We start from the raw sequence: 25,655 nt of genomic DNA on the forward strand, positions 1-25,655 counted from the left end.
TCTTACTTCTCCTTCTTGGCGCCGTAGCGGCTGCGGGCCTGCTTGCGGTTCTTGACGCCCTGGGTGTCCAGGGAACCGCGGATGATCTTGTAGCGAACACCCGGCAGGTCCTTCACACGGCCACCACGCACGAGCACGATGGAGTGCTCCTGCAGGTTGTGTCCCTCACCCGGAATGTAGGCCGTGACCTCGATACCGGAGGTCAGACGCACACGCGCGACCTTGCGGAGGGCCGAGTTCGGCTTCTTCGGGGTGGTCGTGAACACACGCGTGCAGACGCCACGACGCTGAGGGGAACCCTCGAGTGCGGGCGTCTTGTTCTTCTCGACCTTGTCCTGCCGGCCCTTACGGACCAGCTGCTGGATCGTAGGCACTACTTCTCCGGTTTCTGTGTGCCGTGCAGTAAAGCTAACCTGGAACGTCACCGACCCACGCGGTCGGGTGTGTCGAATGCTGCATGCTCCCGCCGTATGGCGGAAAGGGCGCAGATTACGGTGGCCGGTCTTGGCTCGGTGTGCGGCTGAAGACACGCACATGAGCCCAGGCACACCCCAGGCACAAGGTCTGAGCGTACCTACCTCACCGAGTTCGGTCAAAACAAATGCAGTCCACTGCGACACGCCGGACTTGTCACCCTGATTCGTTCATGATCCATCATTGCGCCGCCGGGGCCCGTCAGCAGGGCATTCGTCCTGGTCGCGGTACTCGGAACGACGGCCGGGTGTATCCGGCCGTAGCTCACCGGCCGTCCCGCAACGCCCGACGCCCGTCCCCCTCCCCGTCCCCTCCCCCTCCCCGTCCCCCTCCGGCGACCGGCGCACGGGTGGGCGGAGGCCCACCCCACGGGCGCGATCCCGGCCCGGAGGCCCCCCTGGAGCACCCGGCCCCTCACGCCGAGGGTTCCGGAGGCTGAGCGCCCGGAGAAACGCCGAAGGGCGCTCACCCCGTACGAAACGGGGTGAGCGCCCTTCGGTCGAACCTACGCCTTACTGGTTGTACGGACCGTAGTCGTAGTCCTCCAGCGGAACGGCCTGGCCGGAGCCCGTGCCGAACGGCGAGTAGTCGATGTCGTCGTAGCCGACGGCCGAGTACATCGCGGCCTTGGCCTCCTCGGTCGGCTCGACCCGGATGTTGCGGTAGCGGGACAGGCCCGTACCGGCCGGGATGAGCTTACCGATGATGACGTTCTCCTTGAGGCCGATCAGGGAGTCCGACTTGGCGTTGATCGCCGCGTCGGTGAGGACCCTGGTCGTCTCCTGGAAGGACGCCGCCGACAGCCACGACTCGGTGGCGAGCGAGGCCTTGGTGATACCCATCAGCTGCGGACGGCCGGAGGCGGGGTGACCGCCCTCGGTGACCACACGACGGTTCTCGGTCTCGAACTTCGAGCGCTCCACGAGCTCGCCCGGCAGCAGCTCCGCGTCGCCGGACTCGATGATCGTCACGCGGCGCAGCATCTGCCGGATGATGATCTCGATGTGCTTGTCGTGGATCGACACACCCTGCGAGTTGTAGACCTTCTGGACCTCGCCGACCAGGTGGACCTGAACGGCCCGCTGACCGAGGATGCGCAGCACGTCGTGCGGGTTGGTGGCACCCACGGTGAGCTTCTGGCCCACCTCGACGTGGTCGCCGTCGCCCACCAGCAGACGGGCACGCTTCGAGATCGGGAACGCCGTCTCGTCGCTGCCGTCGTCCGGGGTGACGACGAGCTTCTTGGTCTTCTCGGTCTCCTCGATCCGGACGCGGCCGTTGGCCTCGGAGATCGGGGCGACACCCTTCGGGGTACGGGCCTCGAAGAGCTCGACGACACGCGGCAGACCCTGGGTGATGTCGTCACCGGCCACACCACCGGTGTGGAAGGTACGCATCGTCAGCTGGGTACCGGGCTCACCGATGGACTGGGCGGCGATGATGCCGACCGCCTCACCGATGTCGACCAGCTTGCCGGTGGCGAGCGAACGGCCGTAGCAGTACGCACACGTACCGACCGCGGACTCACAGGTCAGGACCGAGCGGGTCTTGACCTCCTCGACACCCGCGCCCACCAGCGCGTCGATGAGCACGTCACCGAGGTCGACGTTGGCCGGCGCGATGACCTTGCCGTCCACGACGACGTCCTCGGCGAGCATCCGCGCGTACACGGACGTCTCGACGTCCTCCGCCTTGCGCAGCACACCGTCGGCGCCGCGCTCGGCGATCCGCAGCTTCAGACCGCGGTCGGTGCCACAGTCCTCCTCGCGGATGATGACGTCCTGCGAGACGTCGACCAGACGACGCGTCAGGTAACCCGAGTCGGCGGTACGCAGCGCGGTGTCGGCCAGACCCTTTCGGGCACCGTGCGTGGAGATGAAGTACTCCAGCACGGACAGGCCCTCACGGAAGGACGCCTTGATCGGACGCGGGATGGTCTCGTTCTTGGCGTTCGACACCAGACCACGCATACCGGCGATCTGACGCATTTGCATCATGTTTCCGCGAGCACCCGAGTTGACCATCATGAAGATGGGGTTGGTCTTCGGGAAGTTCGCGTTCATCGCCTCGGCAACCTCGTTGGTCGCCTTGGTCCAGATGGTGATGAGCTCCTGCGTGCGCTCCTGCTTGGTGATCAGACCGCGCTCGTACTGCTTCTGGACCTTCTCGTCCTGCGCCTCGTAACCCGCGACGATCTCCTTCTTCGCCTCGGGAACGACGACGTCGGAGATGGCCACGGTGACACCGGAACGGGTCGCCCAGTAGAAGCCGGCCGCCTTCAGGTTGTCGAGCGTCGCCGCCACGATGACCTTGGGGTAGCGCTCGGCGAGGTCGTTGACGATCTCGGAGAGCTGCTTCTTGCCGACCGAGTAGTCGACGAACGGGTAGTCCTCGGGCAGCAGCTCGTTGAAGAGCGCACGGCCCAGGGTCGTCCGCAGACGGAACGAGTCACCCTGCTGCCACGCCCCGGCCCCGACGGTGTCGTCGCCCTCCTCCTCGACCGGCGGGGTCCAGCCACGCGGCGGGACGGTGCCGATCGGGAAGCGGATGTCGACCTTCGCCTGGAGCGAGAGCTCCCGGGCGTCGAAGGCCATGATCGCCTCGGCGGAGGAGTTGAACGCACGGCCCTCGCCGCGCACCTCGCGCTCCTCCTCGTCCGTGGTGAGGAAGAAGAGGCCCAGCACCATGTCCTGGGTCGGCATGGTGACCGGACGGCCGTCGGCCGGCTTGAGGATGTTGTTCGAGGACAGCATCAGGATGCGGGCCTCGGCCTGCGCCTCCGCGGAGAGCGGCAGGTGCACGGCCATCTGGTCACCGTCGAAGTCCGCGTTGAACGCGGTGCAGACGAGCGGGTGGATCTGGATGGCCTTGCCCTCGACCAGCTGCGGCTCGAAGGCCTGGATGCCGAGGCGGTGCAGCGTGGGCGCACGGTTCAGCAGCACCGGGTGCTCGGCGATGACCTCTTCGAGGACGTCGTACACGACGGTGCGGCCGCGCTCGACCATGCGCTTGGCCGACTTGATGTTCTGCGCGTGGTTCAGGTCGACCAGGCGCTTCATCACGAACGGCTTGAAGAGCTCCAGCGCCATGGCCTTGGGCAGACCGCACTGGTGCAGCTTCAGCTGCGGGCCGACGACGATGACCGAACGGGCCGAGTAGTCGACGCGCTTGCCGAGCAGGTTCTGACGGAAGCGGCCCTGCTTGCCCTTCAGCATGTCGCTGAGGGACTTCAGCGGGCGGTTACCGGGACCGGTGACCGGACGGCCGCGGCGGCCGTTGTCGAACAGCGCGTCGACGGCCTCCTGGAGCATCCGCTTCTCGTTGTTCACGATGATCTCGGGGGCACCGAGGTCGAGCAGACGCTTCAGACGGTTGTTCCGGTTGATGACCCGGCGGTACAGGTCGTTCAGGTCGGAGGTCGCGAAGCGGCCACCGTCCAGCTGCACCATCGGACGCAGGTCCGGCGGGATCACCGGGACGCAGTCCAGCACCATGCCCTTGGGGCTGTTGCTGGTCTGCAGGAAGGCGGAGACGACCTTGAGGCGCTTGAGCGCACGGGTCTTCTTCTGGCCCTTTCCGGTACGGATGATCTCGCGGAGGCGCTCGGCCTCCTCCTCCAGGTCGAAGGACTCCAGGCGCTTCTGCAGCGCCGCGGCACCCATCGAACCGTCGAAGTACGTGCCGAAGCGGTCGCGCAGCTCGCGGTAGAGCAGCTCGTCGCCCTCCAGGTCCTGGACCTTGAGGTTCTTGAACCGGTTCCACACCTCGTCGAGACGGTCGATCTCGCGCTGCGCACGGTCGCGCAGCTGCTTCATCTCACGCTCGGCACCCTCGCGCACCTTGCGGCGCACATCGGCCTTGGCGCCCTCGGCCTCGAGCTCGGCCAGGTCGGCCTCGAGCTTCTTGGCGCGGGCCTCAAGGTCGGCGTCGCGACGGTTCTCGACCTGCTGGCGCTCGACGGAGACATGTGCCTCCAGCGAGGGCAGGTCGCGGGTGCGGCGCTCCTCGTCGACGTACGTGATCATGTACGCCGCGAAGTAGATGACCTTCTCCAGGTCCTTCGGGGCGAGGTCGAGCAGGTAGCCCAGCCGCGACGGAACGCCCTTGAAGTACCAGATGTGGGTGACGGGTGCGGCAAGCTCGATGTGGCCCATCCGCTCACGGCGCACCTTGGCGCGGGTGACCTCGACGCCACACCGCTCACAGATGATGCCCTTGAAGCGGACACGCTTGTACTTGCCGCAGTAGCACTCCCAGTCCCGGGTAGGACCGAAGATCTTCTCGCAGAAGAGTCCGTCCTTCTCGGGCTTCAGGGTGCGGTAGTTGATGGTCTCCGGCTTCTTGACCTCGCCGTGGGACCACTGACGGATGTCGTCAGCGGTGGCCAGGCCGATCCGCAGCTCGTCGAAGAAGTTGACGTCGAGCACTATGCGTCAATCCCTCTCAGGGTCGTGTCTCAATCATGGTCTGTACGGGGTCCGGGGAGGGGCCGGGGCTCCTGGTGAGAGCCCCGGCCGACCCGTCAGACCTCTTCGACGCTGCTCGGCTCGCGCCGGGACAGGTCGATGCCGAGCTCCTCCGCCGCGCGGAAGACGTCCTCGTCGGTGTCGCGCATCTCGATGGACATGCCGTCCGAGGACAGCACCTCCACGTTGAGGCACAGGGACTGCATCTCCTTGATGAGCACCTTGAAGGACTCGGGGATGCCGGGCTCGGGGATGTTCTCGCCCTTGACGATGGCCTCGTAGACCTTCACGCGGCCGGTGACGTCGTCGGACTTGATGGTCAGCAGCTCCTGGAGGGCGTATGCGGCGCCGTAAGCCTCCAGCGCCCACACCTCCATCTCACCGAACCGCTGGCCACCGAACTGAGCCTTACCACCCAGCGGCTGCTGGGTGATCATCGAGTACGGACCGGTCGACCGGGCGTGCAGCTTGTCGTCGACCAGGTGGTGGAGCTTGAGGATGTACATGTACCCGACCGAGATCGGGTCCGGGAACGGCTCGCCGGAGCGGCCGTCGAACAGCCGGGCCTTGCCGGACGGAAGCACCATGCGCTCGCCGTCGCGGTTCGGGATGGTGTGCTGCAGCAGACCCGCGAGCTCGTCCTCACGCGCACCGTCGAAGACCGGGGTCGCGACGTTGGTGCCCGGCTCGACCTGGTCCGCGCCGATGAACTGCAGGCGCTGGGCCCACTCGTCGCCGAGACCGGAGACGTCCCAGCCACGGCTGGCGAGCCAGCCGAGGTGGATCTCCAGGACCTGTCCCGGGTTCATTCGGGACGGGACACCCAGCGGGTTGAGGATGATGTCGACCGGGGTGCCGTCCTCGAGGAACGGCATGTCCTCGATCGGGAGGATCTTGGAGATGACGCCCTTGTTGCCGTGACGGCCGGCGAGCTTGTCACCGTCGGTGATCTTGCGCTTCTGCGCGACGTACACGCGAACCAGCTGGTTCACGCCCGGCGGCAGCTCGTCGCCCTCCTCGCGGTCGAAGACGCGCACGCCGATGACCTTGCCGGTCTCGCCGTGCGGCACCTTCAGCGAGGTGTCACGGACCTCACGGGCCTTCTCGCCGAAGATCGCGCGGAGCAGGCGCTCCTCCGGGGTCAGCTCGGTCTCACCCTTCGGGGTGACCTTGCCGACCAGGATGTCGCCGGCGACGACCTCGGCACCGATACGGATGATGCCGCGCTCGTCCAGGTCCGCGAGGACCTCCTCGGAGACGTTCGGGATGTCCCGGGTGATCTCCTCGGGGCCGAGCTTGGTGTCACGGGCGTCGACCTCGTGCTCCTCGATGTGGATCGAGGAGAGGACGTCGTCCTGGACGAGGCGCTGCGACAGGATGATCGCGTCCTCGTAGTTGTGACCCTCCCACGGCATGAACGCCACGAGCAGGTTCTTGCCGAGTGCCATCTCACCGTTCTCGGTGGCCGGGCCGTCGGCGAGGACCTGGCCCTCGATCACCCGGTCGCCCTCGGAGACGACGACCTTCTGGTTGACCGAGGTGCCCTGGTTGGAGCGGGAGAACTTGGCGACGCGGTACGTGGTGTACGTGCCGTCGTCGTTGGCGACGGTGATGTAGTCGGCCGAGACCTCCTGGACCGCACCGTCCTTCTCCGCCTTGATGACGTCGCCGGCGTCGGTGGCACAGCGGTACTCCATGCCGGTGCCGACGAGCGGGGCCTCCGCCTTGATGAGCGGAACGGCCTGGCGCATCATGTTCGCGCCCATGAGGGCACGGTTGGCGTCGTCGTGCTCGAGGAACGGGATCATGGCGGTCGCGACCGACACCATCTGGCGCGGCGAGACGTCCATGTAGTCGACCTCGGTCGGCGGCACGTAGTCGACCTCGCCACCACGGCGGCGGACCAGTACGCGGGCCTCGGAGAAGCGCAGATCGTCGCCCAGCGCGGCGTTGGCCTGCGCGATGACGAAGCGGTCCTCCTCGTCTGCGGTCAGGTAGTCCACCTCGTCGGTGACCTGGCCGTCGACGACCTTGCGGTACGGCGTCTCGACGAAGCCGAACGCGTTGACGCGGCCGTACGAGGCGAGCGAACCGATCAGACCGATGTTCGGGCCTTCGGGGGTCTCGATCGGGCACATGCGTCCGTAGTGGGACGGGTGCACGTCTCGGACCTCGAAGCCCGCCCGCTCACGGGACAGACCGCCGGGGCCCAGCGCCGACAGACGGCGCTTGTGGGTCAGGCCCGAGAGCGGGTTGTTCTGGTCCATGAACTGGGACAGCTGGCTGGTGCCGAAGAACTCCTTGATGGAGGCGACGACCGGCCGGATGTTGATCAGGGTCTGCGGCGTGATCGCCTCGACGTCCTGAGTCGTCATGCGCTCACGCACGACGCGCTCCATACGCGCCAGACCCGTGCGGACCTGGTTCTGGATGAGCTCGCCGACGTTACGCAGACGACGGTTGCCGAAGTGGTCGATGTCGTCGGTCTCGACGACGATCTGGGTACCGCTCTCGCCGACCGTCTCGGTCTCACCGGCGTGCAGCTTGACCAGGTACTTGATGGTCGCGATGACGTCGTCGGTGGTGAGCACGCCGGCGTCCAGCGGCTCGTCCGCGCCGAGCTTCTTGTTGACCTTGTAGCGGCCGACCTTGGCGAGGTCGTAGCGCTTCGGGTTGAAGTACAGGTTCTCAAGAAGGGTCTGCGCGGCCTCACGCGTCGGGGGCTCGCCCGGGCGCAGCTTGCGGTAGATGTCGAGCAGCGCGTCGTCCTGGCCCTGGGTGTGGTCCTTCTCCAGGGTGGCGCGCATCGACTCGTACTCGCCGAACTCCTCGAGGATCTGCTCGGTGGTCCAGCCGAGCGCCTTCAGGAGGACGGTGACGGACTGCTTGCGCTTGCGGTCGATACGGACACCGACCATGTCGCGCTTGTCGATCTCCATCTCCAGCCAGGCACCCCGGGACGGGATGATCTTGGCCGAGAAGATGTCCTTGTCGGACGTCTTGTCGATGGAGGAGTCGAAGTAGACACCCGGCGAGCGGACCAGCTGCGACACCACGACACGCTCGGTGCCGTTGATGACGAAGGTGCCCTTGTTGGTCATGAGCGGGAAGTCGCCCATGAAGACCGTCTGGGACTTGATCTCACCGGTCTCGTTGTTGGTGAACTCGGCCGTGACGAAGAGCGGCGCGGCGTACGTGAAGTCGCGCTCCTTGCACTCGTCGATCGAGTTCTTCGGGGGCTCGAAGCGGTGGTCGCGGAAGGTCAGCGACATCGACCCGGAGAAGTCCTCGATCGGCGAGATCTCCTCGAAGATCTCCTCCAGACCGGACTTGGTGGGGACGTCCTGTCCGGACTCCAGAGCTGCCTCGACACGAGCCTTCCAGGCGGCATTGCCGAGCAGCCAGTCAAAGCTCTCGGTCTGCAGCGCAAGGAGGTTCGGAACCTCGAGGGGCTCCTTGATCTTTGCAAAGGAGATGCGCAGCGGGGCAGTGCTTGCGCCGTTGTTCGTATTCGCGGTCGAGGCGTTGCGCGAGGCGGCCAAGAGGGGGTCCTTCCGAGGGCTCGGACTCACTACGCGCGTACCGGTCCCAAGCCGGGCACGGAGACAGACGTTCCTGAATTTGGCCAAAAGGCCAGGTCAGGACTATTCGGTCGTCGGTGCTCTTGCGAGGGGATGCCCCTGGTGACGGGCAGGGGGCAGCTAACAGGCAGCGCAAAGGGTCAGTGTAGCCACTTGGCCCACTGATGTCCAGGTCGGGTTTTCCGGGACCCTCGTTTTTCTCAACTCCGCGGTATGCCGTGCGCTGGAAGGCGCACACCGATCCTGCCCGTTCAGTCGTCGATCCATGCCTCGAACCCGGATCGTTGTGACGACGCGTCCTGAGAATTGCGCGCTGCGTGCGGTTCGTCAAGGCCCCCCACCTGGTGGAGATCGTCACCTGGCGCACGGCGAAGATCACCTTACTCTCCGCAGCCGACAGTGCAAGGCGACCGCCGGGGCGTCCACGAACGCCGAAGAGCGACCACCCGGATGGGTGATCGCTCTTCAGTGCTTGTGCGTTACAGCGCGGGAGTCAGAAGGCGACCCCGTGCCGCGTGGCGCAGGCTGTAAGCCGAGACTTACTTGACCTCGACGGAGGCGCCGGCGGCCTTGAGGGACTCGGCAGCCTTCTCCGCGGCCTCCTTGGCGACCTTCTCGAGGACCGGCTTCGGGGTGCCGTCGACGAGGTCCTTGGCCTCCTTCAGGCCCAGGGAGGTCAGCTCACGCACGACCTTGATGACCTGGATCTTCTTCTCGCCGGCACCGGTGAGGATGACGTCGAACTCGTCCTGCTCCTCGACGGCGTCGACAACGGCGCCCGGGCCGGCGGGGCCGGCAACGGCGACCGCGGCGGCGGCGGTGACGTCGAACTTCTCCTCGAACGCCTTCACGAACTCGGAGAGCTCGATGAGGGTCATCTCCTCGAACTGCGCGAGCAGGTCTTCCTGGCTGAGCTTCGCCATGATGGGCGATCCTTCCACTAATTCGGCTGGTGCCGAGATGTACATGTCGGCGGGCGTGCGGCCCGCTACGACCAGCGCCTCAGGTGGCGCTGATCAATGCGCGAGCCGAATTACTCGGCACCGCCCTGCTCGGCCAGCTTGACGCGAAGCGCTTCCGCAGTGCGGACGAACTTCGAGGGAAGCGCCTGGAAGAGCGAGGCAGCCTGGGACTGCTTGCCCTTCATGGCGCCCGCCAGCTTGGCGAGCAGAACCTCGCGGGACTCGAGGTCCGCAAGCTTCTTGATCTCATCGGCGGACAGCGCCTTGCCATCAAGGACACCGCCCTTGATGATCAGGTTGGGGTTGTCCTTGGCGAAGTCACGAAGACCCTTCGCCGACTCCACCGGGTCACCGGTGATGAAGGCAACCGCCGTCGGACCAGTGAACTGGTCGTCGAGCGAAGTGATCCCGGCCTCGTTGGCCGCAATCTTGGTCAGCGTGTTCTTCACCACGGCGTACTGGGCGTTCTCACCGAGTGAACGGCGCAGCTGCTTGAGCTGGGCCACGGTGAGACCCCGGTACTCGGTCAGCACGGCGGCGTTCGAGCTGCGGAACTGGTCCGTCAGCTCGGCTACCGCGGCAGCCTTGTCGGGCCTTGCCATAGAGCGTCGGCCTCCTTCCGGGTGATGAGGACCGCTCAGAAGGGACTGAACAAAACGAAACGCCCCGGCGCAGGCGCACGGGGCGTAGCTCGACCGGCTGCGCTCTTTGAAGAGCGGCATCCGGGAGCACTTCCACATTCACCTGCGCGGGTCGTCCGCAGTCAGCGGATCCTTCGGCCGCCGCACCTTTGAGGGCGCAGCAACGACCAGCGGTCTTTGGCTTCCGGGGAAGCGTACGGGAACGGATCCCCGCCAGGCAAATCCGCCCGGGCGCCTCAGGCCCTGCCGCTCTTCATGCCCTTGAACATCTCGGCCAGGTCGGTGGTGGCCGAGGCCGGCGGAGCCGCGACGGTGACCGGCTTGTCGTAGTCGAGGAACGTGATCGTCAGGTCCAGCGGGCCCTGCGCCGAGGCGGCCCGGGTGCGGAACCGCTTGGTGCGGTCCTCGCCGTCGATCCACATGTCCATCGTGAGGGCCTTGATGCCCATCTGCTCGTACCGCTCGAGGCCCCGCTCCCGGCGCTTGCGGGTGGCCGCGTCCACGTTCCTAAGGCTCTCGCGCATCCTGGCCGGCGTCACGGTGCCCTTGTAGTGGGTGATGGTCACCCCGCCGACGGTCTCCTCACCGACCTTCTCGAGGTCCTTGGCAGCCGTCAGGGACGCCGAGTCCTCGGCAGGGTTCCGGTCCGCCTGGCTGCCGAGCCCGGCCAGCGGGTCCTGACCTCCGGTGGCCTTGCCCAGCGCCTTGAAGTCGAACTTGAGCCAGCTCTTGCCGTCCATCTCGGCAGCCGCTTCCCTGCCGCCGTTCAGGTACATGGCACCGTCGACGAGGCGGACCTCCACGTCGGCGCCGTTCCCCGCACCCCGCTGCTTCATCTTCATGCTCATGGCGAGCGGCTTGAAGCTCACCGCCGCCCTGCCCTCGACCCGGACGCCTCCGGGCACCTGGCCGTTCATCGTGTACGAGACCGAGGCCAGCTTGCCGTTCTTGTCGCTCGCCCGCTTGACGGCCACGGCCGGCGTGACCTCCACGGGCTTCTGTGCGGTCGTCCGTGCGGGCTTCCGGCCGGCCGCCTGCCCGCTGCCGTCCGTACAGGCCGCGGTGCCGCACAGCAGCCCCCCGGCGAGCACGGCTCCAGCCGCCTTCCGATACATCGAACGCACGTTCCCCCCACGGATGTACATGTTGATCTCAGAGTCCCGACGCTACCGGCCGACGCCGACAGTCCCACGGAAACAAAGACCGGCCCCCGCACCTCCGGAGAGGTGCGGGGGCCGGTCTCACAGCACGCGAAGCCCGCGGCTGCCGTCGGATCAGACGGCGGCCGGGTCCTCCTCGACGAGGAGGTTGCGGGTGCGGTTGGAGTCCAGCGGGATGCCGGGGCCCATGGTGGTGGTCAGGGTCGCCTTCTTGATGTAGCGGCCCTTCGCGGCGGACGGCTTCAGACGGAGGATCTCCTCCAGCGCCGCGGCGTAGTTCTCGACCAGCTTCGTCTCGTCGAAGGAGATCTTGCCGATGATGAAGTGCAGGTTCGAGTGCTTGTCGACGCGGAACTCGATCTTGCCGCCCTTGATGTCGTTGACAGCCTTGGCGACGTCCATGGTCACGGTGCCGGTCTTCGGGTTCGGCATCAGACCACGGGGACCGAGCACACGGCCGAGGCGGCCGACCTTGCCCATGAGGTCCGGGGTGGCGACGACGGCGTCGAAGTCCAGACGGCCCTTCGAGACCTCGTCGATCAGTTCGTCGGAGCCGACGATGTCGGCGCCCGCGGCTTCCGCGGCCGCAGCACGGTCACCGGTCGCGAAGACCAGGACCCGGGCGGTCTTGCCGGTGCCGTGCGGAAGGTTCACGGTGCCACGGACCATCTGGTCGGCCTTGCGCGGGTCAACGCCCAGGCGGAAGGCGACCTCGACGGTGCCGTCGAACTTGGTGGTGGCGGTGTCCTTCGCAAGACGGACGGCCTCGAGCGGGGCGTAGTTACGCTCCCGGTCGATCTTGGCGTCCGCGTTGCGGAGAGCCTTGCTGCGCTTCACTTCTTCTCCTGTGGGAGTAACACCATGCGGCTCCGCCGCAGGGTGGGCGTGGAGTCGTGGTCCGGGCCGGCGCTGGCCCTGCCACTGAGGTCGTGCGGGGCTGTCAGCCCTCGACCGTGATGCCCATGGAACGGGCGGTGCCGGCGATGATCTTCTCGGCGGCGTCCAGGTCGTTGGCGTTCAGGTCGGGCATCTTGGTGGTGGCGATGTCACGGACCTGGTCGCGCGTCAGCTTGGCGACCTTGGTCTTGTGCGGCTCGCCGGAGCCCTTGTCCACACCCGCGGCCTTGAGGATCAGCTTGGCGGCCGGCGGAGTCTTGGTGACGAAGGTGAAGGAACGGTCCTCGTAGACCGTGATCTCCACCGGCACGACCATGCCACGCTGCGACTCGGTCGCGGCGTTGTAGGCCTTGCAGAACTCCATGATGTTGACGCCGTGCTGACCCAGTGCGGGGCCGACCGGCGGAGCCGGGTTGGCCGCACCGGCCTGGATCTGGAGCTTGATAAGCCCCGTGACCTTCTTCTTCTTGGGAGGCATTGCTCTCTCCGGGTCCTAGTGAGAGTTATCCGCCTTCCACCCGATCATCCGGATGGAGGCATACCGCACAACGATAACGGGTATAGCTGCGCGGCCAAAAACCGAGCAGGTCAGAACAGCCACGAGGGCCGTTCTGACCTGGTCGGAAACCTGTGCCGACTGGGCCCCGTCCGGGGCCTAGTTCTTCTGGATCTGGTCGAAGCTCAGCTCGACCGGCGTCTCGCGGCCGAAGATCTCGACGAGGCCCTTGACCTTCTTCGAGTCGGCGTTGATCTCGTTGATCGTGGCCTGCAGCGTCGCGAACGGGCCGTCGGTGACCGTGACCGAGTCGCCGACCTCGAAGTCCAGCACCTGGACCTCGACCTTGCGGGCGGGAGCCGGCTTGCCCTCGGCCTCTGCGGCCTCGCGGGCGGCCTTCTCCTCGGCCTCCGGGGCGAGCATCTTGACGATCTCGTCCAGGGTCAGCGGGTACGGGTCGTAGGCGTTGCCCACGAAGCCGGTGACGCCCGGAGTGTTGCGGACGACGCCCCAGGACTCGTTCGTCAGGTCCATACGGACGAGCACATAGCCGGGCAGCTTGTTCTGCCGGACGTTCTTGCGCTCGCCGTTCTTGATCTGGACGATCTCTTCCTCGGGGACCTCGGCCTGGTAGATGAAGTCCTCGACGTTCAGCGAGACGGCACGCTGCTCCAGGTTGGCCTTCACGCGCTTCTCGTAGCCCGCGTAGGTGTGGATCACGTACCACTCGCCGGGCAGACCGCGAAGCTCGTCGCGCAGCGCGGCGATCGGATCGGCGGGAGCCTCGGGCTCGGCCTCGACCTCGGCTTCGGCGTCGACATCCTCGGCGTCGGCGTCCTCGGCCTCTGCCTCGAGCTCGTCCTCAACCTCGTCGGCGTCGGCCACGGCCTCGGCGGCTTCCGCGTCCTCGTCGACCTCGGCGACAGCCTCGGCCTCTTCCTCGAGGTGGATCGCGGTCTCCTCGGCCGGCTCGCCCGCGGCGACGTCGGCAGCGTCCGCCTGGTCCGGGTCCACAGCGTCCGCCGCCTCGACGATGTCGAGCTGGTCCTCAGCGGACTCCGCTGCATCTACGCGCGGCTCAACGGCGTCGTTCAGGTTCGGGTCAGACACGGTGGCTGCTTCTTCCTGGATACAGATGGGTGGAACATGCGAAAGGGGCGCCGGTCGAGGCGCCCTCCGCGGGATCAGCCGAAGACGTACTTGACTGCTTCCTGGAGGCCATAGTCCATCACAGTCACAAGGCCGATCATGACGACAACGAAGACAATCACCACTGTGGTGTACGTCGTCAGCTGGCTGCGCGTGGGCCAGACGACCTTACGGAGCTCGGCGACGATCTGGCGGTAGAACAGCGCGAGGCGACCCAGAGGGCCCTTCTTCCCGCGCTTGCCGCCCTTCCGGGCCTTCTTCCGGGCCTCAGGAGCTTCGTCCTCGGCATCAGGCATGTCGATGGAGCCCACGGCGTCCGTCACGTCTCTCACCTGATTCCGGGTCATGGCCGTGCCGCGCCCGGTGGAGCCGCACGGCGATGCATTGAAGTACGTACCTGCGCACACATCCTGGCGAAGGTGTGTGGAGCAGGGCCGGAGGGACTTGAACCCCCAACCGCTGGTTTTGGAGACCAGTGCTCTACCAATTGAGCTACGACCCTTTGTGGTTCTCTCCAAACCTACCCCATGGGTGGAGGTGGTCGGTGAGGGCCAACGAGCCAAGAGTGTACGTGGTCAGCGGGCGTGCGTCGAACAGATAGCTCCGCGGCGGTCTCTGTCCGTGTTCCGTCACGGCTCGGACGACCCCCGGTCCGGCTCCCGGTCCGGCTCCGGGGCCGGAGCTCCTCGTGGGCCTGCCCAGCTCCTGTGCGCCCCCCGTCCGCCCCTCGAAACCCTCGTGCCCGGGCCCTCCGGGGTCTGCGACGATGGGTTTCATGAGCGCTGCAACTCCTCCCACCGAGCGCCGGGTCTCCGCCCGCATCGGCGCGATCTCCGAGTCCGCGACCCTCGCCGTCGACGCCAAGGCGAAGGCCCTCAAGGCCGCAGGCCGCCCCGTGATCGGCTTCGGCGCGGGCGAGCCCGACTTCCCGACGCCCGACTACATCGTCGAGGCCGCCGTCGAGGCCTGCAAGAACCCCAAGTACCACCGCTACACGCCGGCCGGCGGCCTCCCTGAGCTGAAGAAGGCCATCGCCGAGAAGACGCTCCGCGACTCCGGCTACGAGGTCGACCCCGCCCAGGTCCTGGTGACCAACGGCGGCAAGCAGGCGATCTACGAGGCCTTCGCGGCGATCCTGGACCCGGGTGACGAGGTCATCGTCCCGGCGCCGTACTGGACGACGTACCCCGAGTCGATCCGCCTCGCCGGCGGTGTCCCGGTGGAGGTCGTCGCCGACGAGACCACCGGCTACCGGGTGTCGGTGGAGCAGCTCGAGGCGGCCCGCACGGAGCGGACCAAGGTGGTCCTCTTCGTCTCCCCGTCCAACCCGACCGGTGCCGTCTACAGCGAGGCCGACGCCGAGGCGATCGGCCGCTGGGCCCTGGAGCACGGCCTGTGGGTGCTGACGGACGAGATCTACGAGCACCTCGTCTACGGGGACGCGAAGTTCACCTCGCTGCCGGCGCTCGTGCCCGAGCTGCGGGACAAGTGCATCGTCGTGAACGGTGTGGCGAAGACGTACGCGATGACGGGCTGGCGGGTGGGCTGGATCGTCGGCCCGAAGGACGTCGTCAAGGCCGCGACCAACCTGCAGTCGCACGCCACGTCCAACGTCTCGAACGTGGCGCAGGTCGCCGCGCTCGCCGCCGTCTCCGGCAGCCTGGACGCGGTCGCGAAGATGCGTGAGGCCTTCGACCGCCGCCGCCAGACCATCGTGCGGATGCTGAACGAGATCGACGGCGTCCTCTGCCCGGAGCCGGAAGGCGCCTTCTACGCGTACCCCTCGGTGAAGGGTCTGCTCGGCAAGGAGATCCGCGGCAAGCGTCCGGCGACGTCGGTGGAGCTGGCGGCGCTGATCCTGGACGAGGCCGAGGTCGCGGTCGTACCGGGTGAGGCGTTCGGCACTCCGGGCTATCTGCGGCTGTCGTACGCGCTGGGCGACGAGGACCTGGTCGAGGGTGTCTCTCGGCTCCAGAAGCTGCTCGCGGAGGCCCGGGACTAAGGTTCCGCTTCCGCTTGTGAGTCGTTCGGGGACGGGCTCCCGGCATCCGCCGGGAGCCCGTTTCTTCGTTCGGGCAAGGACCCGATCGGGGAAAGGGGCTGCCGGGCGGGCGGCCTCTGCGGCAAGATCTGTGAATGGAGCAAGTCCGCGATCTCAGCCTGCTGCCCAAGGCCCATCTGCATCTGCACTTCACCGGCTCGATGCGGCCCGCCACCCTGCTCGAACTCGCCGACAAGTACGGAGTCCACCTCCCCGACGCCCTGACCGGTGGCGAGCCGCCGAAGCTACGGGCCACGGACGAGCGCGGCTGGTTCCGCTTCCAGCGGCTGTACGACATCGCGCGGTCGTGCCTGCGCGCTCCCGAGGACATCCGGCGGCTGGTGCGGGAGGCCGCAGAGGAGGACGTCAGGGACGGTTCCCGCTGGCTGGAGATCCAGGTCGACCCGACGTCGTACGCCCCGATGCTCGGCGGGCTGATCCCCGCGCTGGAGATCATCCTGGACGCGGTGGACGACGCGGCCCGCGAGACCGGCCTGGGGATGCGCGTCGTCGTCGCCGCCAACCGTATGAAGCACCCTCTGGACGCGCGCACGCTGGCCCGGCTCGCGGTGCGCTACGCGGACCGGGGCGTGGTCGGCTTCGGGCTCTCCAACGACGAGCGGCGCGGCATGGCGCGCGACTTCGACCGGGCGTTCGCGATCGCGCGCGAGGGCGGGCTGCTGGCAGCCCCGCACGGCGGCGAGCTGACCGGGCCCTTCTCGGTACGCGACTGCCTCGACGACCTCCATGCCACGCGGATCGGGCACGGCGTGCGGGCGGCGGAGGACCCGCGGCTGCTGCGCAAGCTGGCCGAGCGCGGCGTGACGTGCGAGGTGTGCCCGGCGTCCAATGTGGCGCTCGGTGTGTACGAGAAGCCGGAGGACGTGCCGCTGAGGACGCTGTGGAACGCGGGCGTGCCGATGGCCCTGGGTGCGGACGACCCCTTGCTGTTCGGGTCACGGCTCGCGGAGCAGTACGAGATCGCGAGGCGCCACCACGGCTTCACGGACACGGAGCTGGCGGAACTGGCCCGCCAGTCCGTGCGCGGCTCCTCGGCGCCGGAGGACATCAGGGGGAAGCTGCTGTCCGGGATCGACGACTGGCTGGCCGGCCCGGCGGCCTGAAGTCGTGGAAGGGCGGATACGCCTGGAAGCCGATGTCCAGTTCCGGCCGGTCCCAGCGGTGGTCGGGCTCGAACAGCGGCGTGAGGGAAGAGACGAGGGCGTCGTGGCCCTTTTCCACTCGCTTCGTCAAGGGGCCGTGCCCCGCCGCGGCCTCGAAGCAGGTGGCGGCCTCGGCGAAGACGTCGCGGCTGCCGAAGAGGAACAGGGTCCGTGCGTGGACGGCCGGGCGCAGCCACTGGGAGCTGCGCCAGTTGTGGTCCTCCCATTCCTTCCGCCAGGCGGCGGCGCGGGCCGCGGTGCGACGCTCGTCCGTCCGGACCGTCAGCGGTGTGCCGTTGCGGAGCCTGGCGCGGAGCTCCGGCCAGGCGGCCGGCCGCAGCCCCGGTGAGTGGTGGGCGAGGACGATGTCGACGGGCACGCCCGGGTGGAACGCCCTCGGCAGGCTCTCGCGCAGGGGCACATGGACGAGCGTGTGCCGTGAGAACGCGGCGAAGGAGAACAGTCCCGCGAGCCGGGACAGCCCTTCGTGGTCACCGAGCAGATAGCCCCATCTGTCGTGCAGGGGGTCGTTCAGCGTGGTGTGCCGGAGAGGATGCCGGGGCTGCACGGTCCGGTACGTCTTGGGGCCGGTGCGCGGTCTGAACTCGTAGAGCCTCAGCCGCATATGAGGTCGGACATGTCGGTGGACATGGTCCCCAGGATGACGCTCAGCGGGGCCCCGCCTCAACGGAGATTCCGCTGCAGCAAGGTGCGGGCGGAGTCCCCCGGCGAACTCGTCGAGGGGCGGCGGGGGGCCCGGCGGAGGTCCCTGCCGTGTCCGGCGAGGACCGGGGCCGCCCGGTCGCTCAGAGGCTCACACCGACCGTCACCGGCTCGTTGACGAGGGTGACCCCGAAGGCGTCGCGGACTCCGGCGACGACCTCGCGGGCGAGAGCGAGCAGGTCCTCTGTGGTGGCCGCGCCGCGGTTGGTGAGGGCGAGGGTGTGCTTGGTGGAGATCCGGGCAGGGCCGTCGCCGTATCCCTTGGTGAAGCCCGCCTTGTCGATGAGCCAGGCCGCGGACGTCTTGGTGTGTCCGTCGCCCGCCGGGTACGCGGGCGAGGTGACGTCGTCGCCGAGGCGCTCGCGTACCCGAGTGAGAAAGGTCTCGTACTCGTCGGCGCTCAGGATCGGGTTGGTGAAGAACGACCCGGCCGACCAGGTGTCGTGGTCCTCGGGGTCCAGGACCATGCCCTTGCCGCTCCGCAGCTTGAGAACGGCCTCGCGGGCCACCGCGGCCGGAACACGCTCCCCCACCTCGACACCTAGCACGCGCGCGGTCTCTGCGTACCTGACCGGCGCGGACATGCCTCCCGCCGCCTCCAGCTCGAACCGGACGCGCAGCACGACATAGCGGTCGGGCTCGGCCTTGAAGCGGCTGTGCCGGTACGAGAAACCGCACTCGGCGTTGGGGATGGTCACCGTCTCCCCACTGCGGCGGTCGTACGCGACGACCTCCGTGATCGTCGAGGAGACCTCCTGGCCGTACGCCCCGACGTTCTGGATCGGCGTGGCTCCGGCAGAGCCGGGAATCCCGGACAGGCACTCGAGCCCGGCCAGCTCCGCCTCGACGGTCCGCGCGACGGCCTGGTCCCAGACGTCGCCCGCGGCCAGTTCCAGCTTCGTGCCGTCCAGCACGAACCCCGTGGTCGCGATCCTGAGGGCCGTGCCGTCGAACCCCTTGTCCCCGATGACGAGGTTGCTCCCGCCGCCGATCAGAAGCAGCGGCGCCCCCGTGGCGTCCGCCTCCCGGACGACGGCGATCACCTCGTCGTCCGTCGTGGCGGTGACGAGGCGCGTGGCCGGTCCGCCCAGGCGGAAGGTGGTCAGCGCGGCGAGGGGAGCGTCATGGAGTTCCTGCACGGGGACAAGAGTACGGTCCGTGGCCCGGGCGCTCGGGCCGGGCCACGGACCGTACTCGTACGAAGGTTCGATCACGCCGCCGCGAGTTCCCGCTCCCCGGCGTCCGCCGCCTTCCCCGCGGGTTCCGCCGGGCCGGGCCGACGGGCCGGGATCAGCAGTGCGCCGAGCGCGGCGACGGCCACTGCTCCGGCACCGATCCACAGCGCGGGGACGGTTCCGTCGGTAAAGGCCTCAGGGGTCCGGTATCCGCCCCGCGCCGCGAAGACCGCGCCGAGAACCGCGACGCCGAGGGCTCCTCCGACCTCGCGCAGCGCGTTGTTGGCGCCGGAGGCGATGCCCTGTTCGGCCGGCCGGACGCTGGACATGACCACGCTGGCCGCCGGGGCGAAGTAGAGGGCCATGCCGATGCCGCTGAGTATCAGACCGGGGAGCTGGGCCGTGTACGACACTCCCGGCTCGAGGACCGCCGCGAAGAGAGCGAGCCCGGCCGCCTGGAGCGCGAGACCCGTGGCGACGACCGGCCGGCCGCCGATCCGGTCGGACAGATACCCGGCGATCGGGGCGACGATCAGCGGCATGCCCGTCCAGGGAAGCATCCGCAGCCCCGCCTCTGTGGGCGAGTACCCGGCGACACCCTGCAGGAACTGGCTGAGCAGGAAGATCGACCCGAACATGCCCAGGAACATCAGCAGGCTCGCGAGATTGATGCCGAGGAAGGCGCGGTCACGGAAGAGGCGCATCGGGAGCATCGGGTTCCTGGCGACCATGCCGTGACGTACGAACACCAGGATCAGCAGGGTGCCGACGATGAGCCCGGCGAGGATCGGGGCGCTGGTCCAGCCGTCCGCCTGCCCGTTGACCAGGGCGTAGACGACGCCGAAGAGTCCGGCGCTGATCAGGAGCGTGCCGGGCAGGTCGAGCCGGGCGCCCGGCGCGTACGACTCGTCCAGGCGCAGCCGGGCGAGGGGCAGCAGGACGATCCCGATCGGCACGTTCAGCCAGAAGATCCACTGCCAGGAGATGTGCTCGGTGAGGCTGCCGCCGATCAGCGGACCACTGGCAACGGCAAGGCCGGTGACAGCGCTGAAGAGACCGAGCGCCGCCCCGCGCCGGGCGGCCGGCACCGCGGCCGTGAGCAGGGTGAGCGTCAGCGGCATCATCACCGCGGCGCCGATTCCCTGGACGGCGCGTGCGGCGATGAGGGAGTCGATGCCGGATGCGAGGGCTGCCGCCGCGGAGGCCCCGGTGAAGACGGTCAGCCCGGCCATGAAGAGCCGGCGGCGGCCGAAGCGGTCACCGAGGGCGGCGCCGAACATCAGCAGGACCGCGAAGGTGAGGGTGTATGCGCTCACCGTCCATTCGAGGTCCTCCAGGGCGCCGCCGAGATCTTCGCGGATGGAGGGCAGCGCGGTGGTGACGACGAGGTTGTCGAGTGCCGCCATGAAGCCGGCGACGCTGGTGATGACGAGGGCCCATACGGCGGAGCCGCTGCTCCGGGCCGGTTGCTGGTTCATGAGCTCTTCCCCCTGCTTGGTTAGTTATTGCTGACTAACTTTCTTGATCATGAACAAGTCCGCCGTCCCGGCACTAGGAATCAGGAGTCCTGCGGACCCGGGCGCCGGGCGGAGGCGTAGAAGCCCTCCCAGACCCGATGACCGGACGGGAAGCCCATGGCGACCAGCGTGTTGATCAGCATCCCGTACGCCATGAACTGCGTGGTCTCACCGACGTCCGCCCCGAGCGGCAGATGGGCGGCCTCCCAGAGCTCCATCCAGGCGGCGCGGATCGTTTCGCCGAATGCACGGTCACCCGCGGCCTCGGCGGCAGCAACGGCGACATAGGTCTGCATCTGCATGAGAAGCCGTTCGGGCTGCTCATCGATGATCCGTGTGTACGCCGTGGCCATGGCATGCAGGGCCTCCTCGCCCTCCAGCCCCTCGCTCGCCTCCTCGAAGACCTGGCGCATCTCCGCCATGCAGCGCTCCGCGGCGGCGAGGAAGATGGCCTTCTTCCCGGGGAAGAGCCGGAAGAGGTACGGCTGCGAGACGCCCACCCGCTTGGCGATCGACTCGGTGGACGTGGCGCTGTAGCCGCCGTGTGCGAACTCCCACATCGCCGCACGGATGACGCTCTCGCGCCGCTCTTCTGCACTCATCCGGACCATGGGAGCTAAGTTAGTACGCAATCACTAACTACGTCAACGGGTCGCCTCGGGGGCAGGAACGGTCGCCTTGCGGACAGGCGCGAGGGGCGCTGCCCGGTGAGCAGCGCCCCTCGTTCCTCCGGCGTTCCGGCCCCGCGCGCGAGGTCAGGCAAGCCGTACGACGGCCCGCGACATCCCCAGCACCTTCTGCCCTGCCGACATCGCCGTCAGGTCGACCCGCACCCGGTTGTCGTCCAGCTTCGCCGCGACCTTGCCGCTGACCTCGATGAGCGCGCCCTCGTCGTCGTTGGGCACGACCACGGGCTTGGTGAAGCGCACTCCGTACTCGACGACCGCCCCCGGGTCGCCCACCCAGTCGGTCACCACGCGCGCCGCCTCGGCCATCGTGAACATGCCGTGCGCGATGACGTCCGGCAGCCCGACCTCCTTGGCGAACTTCTCGTTCCAGTGGATCGGGTTGAAGTCCCCGGAGGCGCCCGCGTAGCGCACCAGCGTGGCCCGGCTCACGGGAAAGGTCTGGGCCGGCAGCTCGGTGCCGACCTCGACGTCCGCGTATGCGATCTTCGCCGCCATCAGGATCAGGCCTCCTCGGCGCCGCGCGCCACCAGCTTGGTCCAGGCGGTCACGACGTGCTCGCCCGCCTCGTCGTGCACCTCACCGCGGACGTCCAGGATGTCGTTGCCCGCCATGGACTTGATCGCCTCGATGGTCGAGGTGACCGTGAGCCGGTCCCCCGCCTTCACCGGACGGGTGTAGGCGAACTTCTGGTCGCCGTGCACCACGCGGCTGTAGTCCAGACCCAGTTGCGGGTCGGCGGTGACCTGTTCCGCGGCCTTGAAAGTGATGGCAAACACAAAAGTCGGTGGAGCGATCACATCGGAGTGACCGAGGTGCTTGGCGGCATCGGGATCCGTGTAAACCGGATTCGCGTCCCCCACCGCCTCCGCGAACTCCCTGATCTTTTCCCGGCCGACCTCGTACGGCGCGGTGGGCGGATAGGTCCGCCCGACGAAGGACTGGTCGAGCGCCATGGACTCGCTACCTCCTGTATTTCTCGCTTGCCTGAACACTGCCGGATCCCGGACACCGGCCGGGCACCGGACCATCTACCGGACACCGGAACAAACGACACGAGGCCGCCCCCGTGGTGGGGACGGCCTCGTGTACGAGCCTGATTCAGCGCGTTTCGCGGTGCGCAGTGTGCGCGTTGCAGCGCGGGCAGTGCTTCTTCATCTCAAGACGGTCCGGGTTGTTGCGCCGGTTCTTCTTGGTGATGTAGTTCCGCTCCTTGCACTCCACGCAGGCCAGCGTGATCTTCGGGCGGACGTCGGTGGCAGCCACGTGAGTGCTCCTTGGACGGACGGATGAACGGGTGAACGCAGAAAAGAGTAGCCGATCGAAGGACCGACCCCACAATCGGCTACTGTGTGTAGCGGTGACCGGACTTGAACCGGTGACACAGCGATTATGAGCCGCTTGCTCTACCGACTGAGCTACACCGCTTTGATGCCGGAATCACCTCGCCCGAAGGCGAGGATCTTCCAACACCAGAGCCCCAATACGGAATCGAACCGTAGACCTTCTCCTTACCATGGAGACGCTCTGCCGACTGAGCTATTGGGGCGAGCGATGAAGACATTACACGGTCGGTCGCCGTTCGCCCAAATCCGTTTACGAGCCCCCTTCACGGCCCTCGGGAGCGTACGAACGGCACGGCCACGGCCCAGGCGCGGCACGGGTGGGAGCGCCCCGGGGCGGGCACACGGGACGACCGCCACGCCCATCCCGTACGCCACTCGTGGTCACACCGGTACGACTATTGCGCTCTTCCTCGATGCGCGGTCCGCACGCCCCTAGGCTCGACCCACTCCGGGTGATCTTGATCGTCCGCAGGCCCGTCCCGGTCACGGGCCGGCCGCTCGTCCCCCGCCCCTCAGGAGCGCGATGCCCGACAGCCAGGCGCAGCCACCCGACGGCGCCACCGCCGACACCACGGCGCTGCTCCTGTGCGGCGCCCGCCTCACCGATGGGCGGACCGTCGACGTACGGCTGAGCGGAGACCGCATCGAGGCCGTCGGCACCGCCGGAAGCCTCACCACAGCGCCGAAGGCGTACTCCGCGCGCGTCGACCTCAGCGGCTTCCTGCTGCTGCCCGCCCCCGCGGAGCCGCATGCCCACGGCGATACGGCGCTGACCGCGCCGACGTCCGAGGGGCCGGTGTCGTACGCCGTCGAGGAGGTCCAGCGGCGCGCCACCGAGGCCGCGCTGCTGCAACTGGGGCATGGCGCGACGGCACTCCGCTCGCACGTACGGATCGGCGATGTGCAGGGCCTCGACCCGCTGGAAGCCGTGCTGCAGGCGCGGCGTTCGCTGCGCGGACTGGCCGACCTGACCACCGTCGCCATGCCCCGGCTGCTCACGGGCGTGGCGGGGTCGGACGGGCTCGCGATGCTGCGCGACGCGATGAAGATGGGGGCGTCCGTGGTGGGCGGGTGCCCGGACCTCGACCCGGATCCGACCGGTTACACCGAGACCGTGCTCGAGGTCGCGTCGGAGCACGGCAGCCCTGTCGATCTGCACACCGACGGTGACGACCCCGCGCGTCTGGCCCGCCTCGCGGTCATGGCGGGCGGCCTGCGGCCGGGCGTCTCGATCGGCCCGTGCGCGGGCCTGTCCCGGGTGCCCGCCGATATCGCCTCCCGCACGGCGGACCAGCTGGCGGCGGCCGGCGTGACGGTGGTCTGTCTGCCGCAAGGCGGCTGCGCGGGTGCGGAACGGCGCGGCGGTGCACCGGTCCGGCTGCTGCGGGCGGCCGGGGTGCGGGTCGCGGCGGGCAGCGGTGCGATGCGCGACGTGGCGAACCCGGTGGGGCGCGGGGACCCGCTGGAGGCGGCGTATCTGCTGGCCTCACAGGCCGGGCTGCGCATCACGGAGGCCTACGACGCGGTCAGCTCGGCGGCACGTGAGGCGATGGGGCTGCCCGAGGTGAAGGTGGAGGCGGGCTTTCCGGCCGAACTGCTCGCCGTGCGCGGGCAGGAGCTCGGGGGCGTGCTCTCGCTCGCGTACAGCAGGATCGTCGTACACCGGGGCAGGGTGGTGGCACGGACGAGCGCGGTCCGCGAGTACTGCGACTCGGCGGCGGCCTTCGCGCTCGAACTGCCGCGCCAGGGGCGGACGGAAACGGGCCCTTGAGCCGGCTGGGACCTGCTCGTTCCGGGGAGGAGACGCCCTGGTCGAGGCGGACAGGGCGCCGGACGCCACGAGCGAGTCGCATCGGACCGGCGTACGGTCGTGAGCATGCGCATAGTCATCGCTGGAGGACACGGACAGGTCGCGCTGCGCCTTGAGCGGCTGCTCTCGGCAGGTGGCCACGAGGTCGCGGGCATCATCCGCAAGCCGGAGCAGGGTGCGGACCTGCGAGCGGCCGGTGCGGAGCCGGTCCTGCTGGACCTGGAGTCGGCCTCGGTGGAACAGGTGGCGGCGGTGCTGCAGGGCGCCGACGCGGGCGTCTTCGCGGCGGGCGCCGGACCCGGTAGCGGCCCCGCCCGCAAGAAGACGGTGGACGAGGGCGCGGCCACGCTGTTCGCCGACGCGGCCGAACGGGCGGGCGCACGGCGGCACCTCGTCGTCTCTTCGATGGGCGCCGACCCCAGCCACGAGGGCGACGACGTCTTCGACGTGTATCTGCGGGCGAAGGGCCGGGCCGACGCGCACATCCAGGCCAAGACGGGCCTGGACTGGACGATTCTGCGCCCGGGGATGCTGACGAACGACGCGGGTACGGGGCTGGTGCAGCTGGGCGTCAGGACCGGACCCGGGACCGTGCCCCGCGACGATGTCGCGGCGGTGCTGGCCGAGCTCCTCGAGACTCCCGCGACGGCCGGACTGACGCTGGAACTCATCAGCGGGACGGTGCCGGTGACCGTCGCCGTGAAGGGCGTCGCAGGAAACTGACCGCAGTTGCCCGCCGGACCTATGAGTCGCGCCCACGGACACGGTCGTTGATGCCGTGGATGCGACGGGTGCGACGGGTGCGACGGATACCGTGGGTGCCACGGATGAATCGGATGACGTGAGGGAGCAGATGCAGCCCCGACCGACTGTCGTCGAACGCGCCGAGCAGATCTACGTGGGCGTCAGAAGGTCCGTCCGTATGGACGCCTTCGATGTCGTCGCCGACCGCCTTCCCGAGATCTTCGGCTGGCTCGCCTCCTACGGCACCGCTCCGGCCGGAGCCCCGTTCTTCCGCTTCTTCGCCATCGACATGGACGGCGAGTCCAAGGTCGAGGCGGGTGTGCCCGTCGCCTCCGCACCCGAGCCCGAGGGCGACATCATCGTGGGCGCCCTCCCTGCGGGCCGCTATGCGACCCTCCGCCATGTCGGCCATCCCGACGGGCTGTTCGACAGCATCAAGCGGCTGCGCGAGTGGGCGGTGGCCGAAGGCGTGGAGTGGGACCTGATCACCGACCCCGACGGCGTGGAACGCTGGGGCTGCCGTATCGAGTCGTACCTCACGGACCCCGCCGTAGAGCCGGACATGAGCAAGTGGGAGATGGAACTGGCTTTCCGGCTGGCCGACTGACCGCCGGGTTCCGCGTC

22 protein-coding genes and 3 tRNA genes are annotated in these 25,655 nt (G+C 68.4%); 5 read left to right on the top strand and 20 right to left on the bottom strand.

Going from position 1 to position 25,655, the window contains the following annotated elements:
- Positions 1–2: 2 nt before the first annotated feature.
- From rpsL to ACFU5O_RS10465, 11 genes are all read right to left on the bottom strand, one after another.
- On the bottom strand, positions 3–374 hold the full coding sequence (gene rpsL / locus ACFU5O_RS10415; RefSeq protein WP_003948652.1) for a 30S ribosomal protein S12: 372 nt from the start codon (positions 372–374) through the stop codon (positions 3–5).
- 612 nt (positions 375–986) lie between these two features.
- Positions 987–4,901 (bottom strand): DNA-directed RNA polymerase subunit beta', encoded by a 3,915-nt coding sequence (locus ACFU5O_RS10420; protein WP_384238657.1) that lies wholly within the window; start codon positions 4,899–4,901, stop codon positions 987–989.
- 95 nt (positions 4,902–4,996) lie between these two features.
- Positions 4,997–8,482 carry a DNA-directed RNA polymerase subunit beta gene (rpoB, locus tag ACFU5O_RS10425; RefSeq protein WP_384238658.1) on the bottom strand — a complete coding sequence of 1,162 codons (3,486 nt, stop codon included), beginning with the start codon at positions 8,480–8,482 and terminating at the stop codon, positions 4,997–4,999.
- A gap of 578 nt (positions 8,483–9,060) precedes the next feature.
- On the bottom strand, positions 9,061–9,444 hold the full coding sequence (gene rplL / locus ACFU5O_RS10430) for a 50S ribosomal protein L7/L12 (RefSeq protein WP_384238660.1): 384 nt from the start codon (positions 9,442–9,444) through the stop codon (positions 9,061–9,063).
- Positions 9,445–9,554: 110 nt separating this feature from the next.
- The gene (gene rplJ / locus ACFU5O_RS10435; protein WP_384238661.1) at positions 9,555–10,085 is read right to left on the bottom strand and encodes a 50S ribosomal protein L10; all 531 of its coding nucleotides are present in this window, start codon (positions 10,083–10,085) and stop codon (positions 9,555–9,557) included.
- A gap of 275 nt (positions 10,086–10,360) precedes the next feature.
- The gene (locus ACFU5O_RS10440) at positions 10,361–11,239 is read right to left on the bottom strand and encodes a DUF1396 domain-containing protein (RefSeq protein ID WP_384238662.1); all 879 of its coding nucleotides are present in this window, start codon (positions 11,237–11,239) and stop codon (positions 10,361–10,363) included.
- Between the two features lie 159 nt (positions 11,240–11,398).
- Entirely contained in the window at positions 11,399–12,121 is a 723-nt protein-coding gene (rplA, locus tag ACFU5O_RS10445) for a 50S ribosomal protein L1 (protein WP_351226598.1), read from the bottom strand.
- Positions 12,122–12,224: 103 nt separating this feature from the next.
- Complete coding sequence (gene rplK, locus ACFU5O_RS10450) at positions 12,225–12,659, bottom strand: 50S ribosomal protein L11 (protein WP_003956479.1); 435 nt, start codon at positions 12,657–12,659, stop codon at positions 12,225–12,227.
- Positions 12,660–12,836: 177 nt separating this feature from the next.
- Positions 12,837–13,787, bottom strand: coding sequence for a transcription termination/antitermination protein NusG (gene nusG / locus ACFU5O_RS10455; RefSeq protein WP_384238664.1), 951 nt, complete (start codon positions 13,785–13,787; stop codon positions 12,837–12,839).
- A 74-nt stretch (positions 13,788–13,861) separates the two neighbouring features.
- Entirely contained in the window at positions 13,862–14,149 is a 288-nt protein-coding gene (gene secE, locus ACFU5O_RS10460) for a preprotein translocase subunit SecE (protein ID WP_384238665.1), read from the bottom strand.
- Positions 14,150–14,255: 106 nt separating this feature from the next.
- Positions 14,256–14,328 (bottom strand) — tRNA-Trp (locus ACFU5O_RS10465).
- A gap of 273 nt (positions 14,329–14,601) precedes the next feature.
- Here ACFU5O_RS10465 and ACFU5O_RS10470 point away from each other — a divergent pair.
- Together ACFU5O_RS10470 and ACFU5O_RS10475 are read left to right on the top strand one after the other, a co-directional pair.
- Positions 14,602–15,828: a pyridoxal phosphate-dependent aminotransferase gene (locus ACFU5O_RS10470; RefSeq protein WP_384238667.1), complete on the top strand. Its 1,227-nt coding sequence runs from the start codon at positions 14,602–14,604 to the stop codon at positions 15,826–15,828.
- A gap of 134 nt (positions 15,829–15,962) precedes the next feature.
- Positions 15,963–16,991: an adenosine deaminase gene (locus ACFU5O_RS10475; RefSeq protein ID WP_384238669.1), complete on the top strand. Its 1,029-nt coding sequence runs from the start codon at positions 15,963–15,965 to the stop codon at positions 16,989–16,991.
- Here ACFU5O_RS10475 and ACFU5O_RS10480 read toward each other — a convergent pair.
- The 9 genes from ACFU5O_RS10480 to ACFU5O_RS10520 all read right to left on the bottom strand — a co-directional run bounded on the left by ACFU5O_RS10480 (position 16,936) and on the right by ACFU5O_RS10520 (position 22,680).
- The gene (locus ACFU5O_RS10480) at positions 16,936–17,655 is read right to left on the bottom strand and encodes a hypothetical protein (protein WP_384238670.1); all 720 of its coding nucleotides are present in this window, start codon (positions 17,653–17,655) and stop codon (positions 16,936–16,938) included. The two genes, ACFU5O_RS10475 and ACFU5O_RS10480, sit on opposite strands and share 56 nt — an antisense overlap.
- Positions 17,656–17,836: 181 nt before the next feature.
- A complete protein-coding gene (locus tag ACFU5O_RS10485; RefSeq protein WP_384238672.1) occupies positions 17,837–18,967 on the bottom strand; it encodes a UDP-N-acetylmuramate dehydrogenase in 1,131 nt (376 codons plus the stop codon).
- Positions 18,964–20,406 carry a DHA2 family efflux MFS transporter permease subunit gene (locus ACFU5O_RS10490; protein ID WP_384238674.1) on the bottom strand — a complete coding sequence of 481 codons (1,443 nt, stop codon included), beginning with the start codon at positions 20,404–20,406 and terminating at the stop codon, positions 18,964–18,966. The genes ACFU5O_RS10485 and ACFU5O_RS10490 overlap by 4 nt, the downstream gene beginning before the upstream one ends.
- Before the next feature lie 80 nt (positions 20,407–20,486).
- The gene (locus ACFU5O_RS10495) at positions 20,487–21,056 is read right to left on the bottom strand and encodes a TetR/AcrR family transcriptional regulator (RefSeq protein ID WP_384238676.1); all 570 of its coding nucleotides are present in this window, start codon (positions 21,054–21,056) and stop codon (positions 20,487–20,489) included.
- 144 nt (positions 21,057–21,200) lie between these two features.
- The gene (locus tag ACFU5O_RS10500; protein WP_384238678.1) at positions 21,201–21,629 is read right to left on the bottom strand and encodes a MaoC family dehydratase; all 429 of its coding nucleotides are present in this window, start codon (positions 21,627–21,629) and stop codon (positions 21,201–21,203) included.
- 5 nt (positions 21,630–21,634) lie between these two features.
- Positions 21,635–22,087, bottom strand: coding sequence for a MaoC family dehydratase N-terminal domain-containing protein (locus ACFU5O_RS10505; RefSeq protein WP_384238680.1), 453 nt, complete (start codon positions 22,085–22,087; stop codon positions 21,635–21,637).
- A gap of 145 nt (positions 22,088–22,232) precedes the next feature.
- The gene (gene rpmG, locus ACFU5O_RS10510) at positions 22,233–22,397 is read right to left on the bottom strand and encodes a 50S ribosomal protein L33 (RefSeq protein WP_003948671.1); all 165 of its coding nucleotides are present in this window, start codon (positions 22,395–22,397) and stop codon (positions 22,233–22,235) included.
- 89 nt (positions 22,398–22,486) lie between these two features.
- Positions 22,487–22,559: transfer RNA gene (locus ACFU5O_RS10515), tRNA-Met, on the bottom strand.
- A gap of 48 nt (positions 22,560–22,607) precedes the next feature.
- Positions 22,608–22,680: transfer RNA gene (locus tag ACFU5O_RS10520), tRNA-Thr, on the bottom strand.
- Between the two features lie 320 nt (positions 22,681–23,000).
- On the opposite strand from ACFU5O_RS10520, the gene ACFU5O_RS10525 reads away from it, so the two are divergent.
- The 3 genes from ACFU5O_RS10525 (at position 23,001) to ACFU5O_RS10535 (ending at position 25,638) form a co-directional block, all read left to right on the top strand.
- Positions 23,001–24,248, top strand: a complete 1,248-nt coding sequence (locus ACFU5O_RS10525; protein WP_384238682.1) for an amidohydrolase family protein — start codon at positions 23,001–23,003, stop codon at positions 24,246–24,248.
- 105 nt (positions 24,249–24,353) lie between these two features.
- Entirely contained in the window at positions 24,354–25,010 is a 657-nt protein-coding gene (locus ACFU5O_RS10530) for an SDR family oxidoreductase (RefSeq protein ID WP_384238684.1), read from the top strand.
- Between the two features lie 130 nt (positions 25,011–25,140).
- Positions 25,141–25,638: a GyrI-like domain-containing protein gene (locus tag ACFU5O_RS10535; protein ID WP_384238686.1), complete on the top strand. Its 498-nt coding sequence runs from the start codon at positions 25,141–25,143 to the stop codon at positions 25,636–25,638.
- Positions 25,639–25,655: the final 17 nt, after the last annotated feature.

Source organism: Streptomyces sp. NPDC057445, from assembly GCF_042802855.1.
Taxonomy (GTDB): Bacteria; Actinomycetota; Actinomycetes; order Streptomycetales; family Streptomycetaceae; genus Streptomyces.

Coding starts and splice junctions, on each gene's coding strand:
- ACFU5O_RS10495 (WP_384238676.1), bottom strand. CDS start 21,056: ATGGTCCGGATGAGTGCAGAAGAGCGGCGCGAGAGCGTCATCCGTGCG.
- rplJ (WP_384238661.1), bottom strand. CDS start 10,085: ATGGCAAGGCCCGACAAGGCTGCCGCGGTAGCCGAGCTGACGGACCAG.
- ACFU5O_RS10530 (WP_384238684.1), top strand. CDS start 24,354: ATGCGCATAGTCATCGCTGGAGGACACGGACAGGTCGCGCTGCGCCTT.
- rplK (WP_003956479.1), bottom strand. CDS start 12,659: ATGCCTCCCAAGAAGAAGAAGGTCACGGGGCTTATCAAGCTCCAGATC.
- ACFU5O_RS10440 (WP_384238662.1), bottom strand. CDS start 11,239: ATGTATCGGAAGGCGGCTGGAGCCGTGCTCGCCGGGGGGCTGCTGTGC.
- ACFU5O_RS10500 (WP_384238678.1), bottom strand. CDS start 21,629: ATGGCGGCGAAGATCGCATACGCGGACGTCGAGGTCGGCACCGAGCTG.
- ACFU5O_RS10505 (WP_384238680.1), bottom strand. CDS start 22,087: ATGGCGCTCGACCAGTCCTTCGTCGGGCGGACCTATCCGCCCACCGCG.
- ACFU5O_RS10525 (WP_384238682.1), top strand. CDS start 23,001: ATGCCCGACAGCCAGGCGCAGCCACCCGACGGCGCCACCGCCGACACC.
- ACFU5O_RS10480 (WP_384238670.1), bottom strand. CDS start 17,655: ATGCGGCTGAGGCTCTACGAGTTCAGACCGCGCACCGGCCCCAAGACG.
- ACFU5O_RS10535 (WP_384238686.1), top strand. CDS start 25,141: ATGCAGCCCCGACCGACTGTCGTCGAACGCGCCGAGCAGATCTACGTG.
- ACFU5O_RS10475 (WP_384238669.1), top strand. CDS start 15,963: ATGGAGCAAGTCCGCGATCTCAGCCTGCTGCCCAAGGCCCATCTGCAT.
- rplL (WP_384238660.1), bottom strand. CDS start 9,444: ATGGCGAAGCTCAGCCAGGAAGACCTGCTCGCGCAGTTCGAGGAGATG.
- ACFU5O_RS10470 (WP_384238667.1), top strand. CDS start 14,602: ATGAGCGCTGCAACTCCTCCCACCGAGCGCCGGGTCTCCGCCCGCATC.
- ACFU5O_RS10490 (WP_384238674.1), bottom strand. CDS start 20,406: ATGAACCAGCAACCGGCCCGGAGCAGCGGCTCCGCCGTATGGGCCCTC.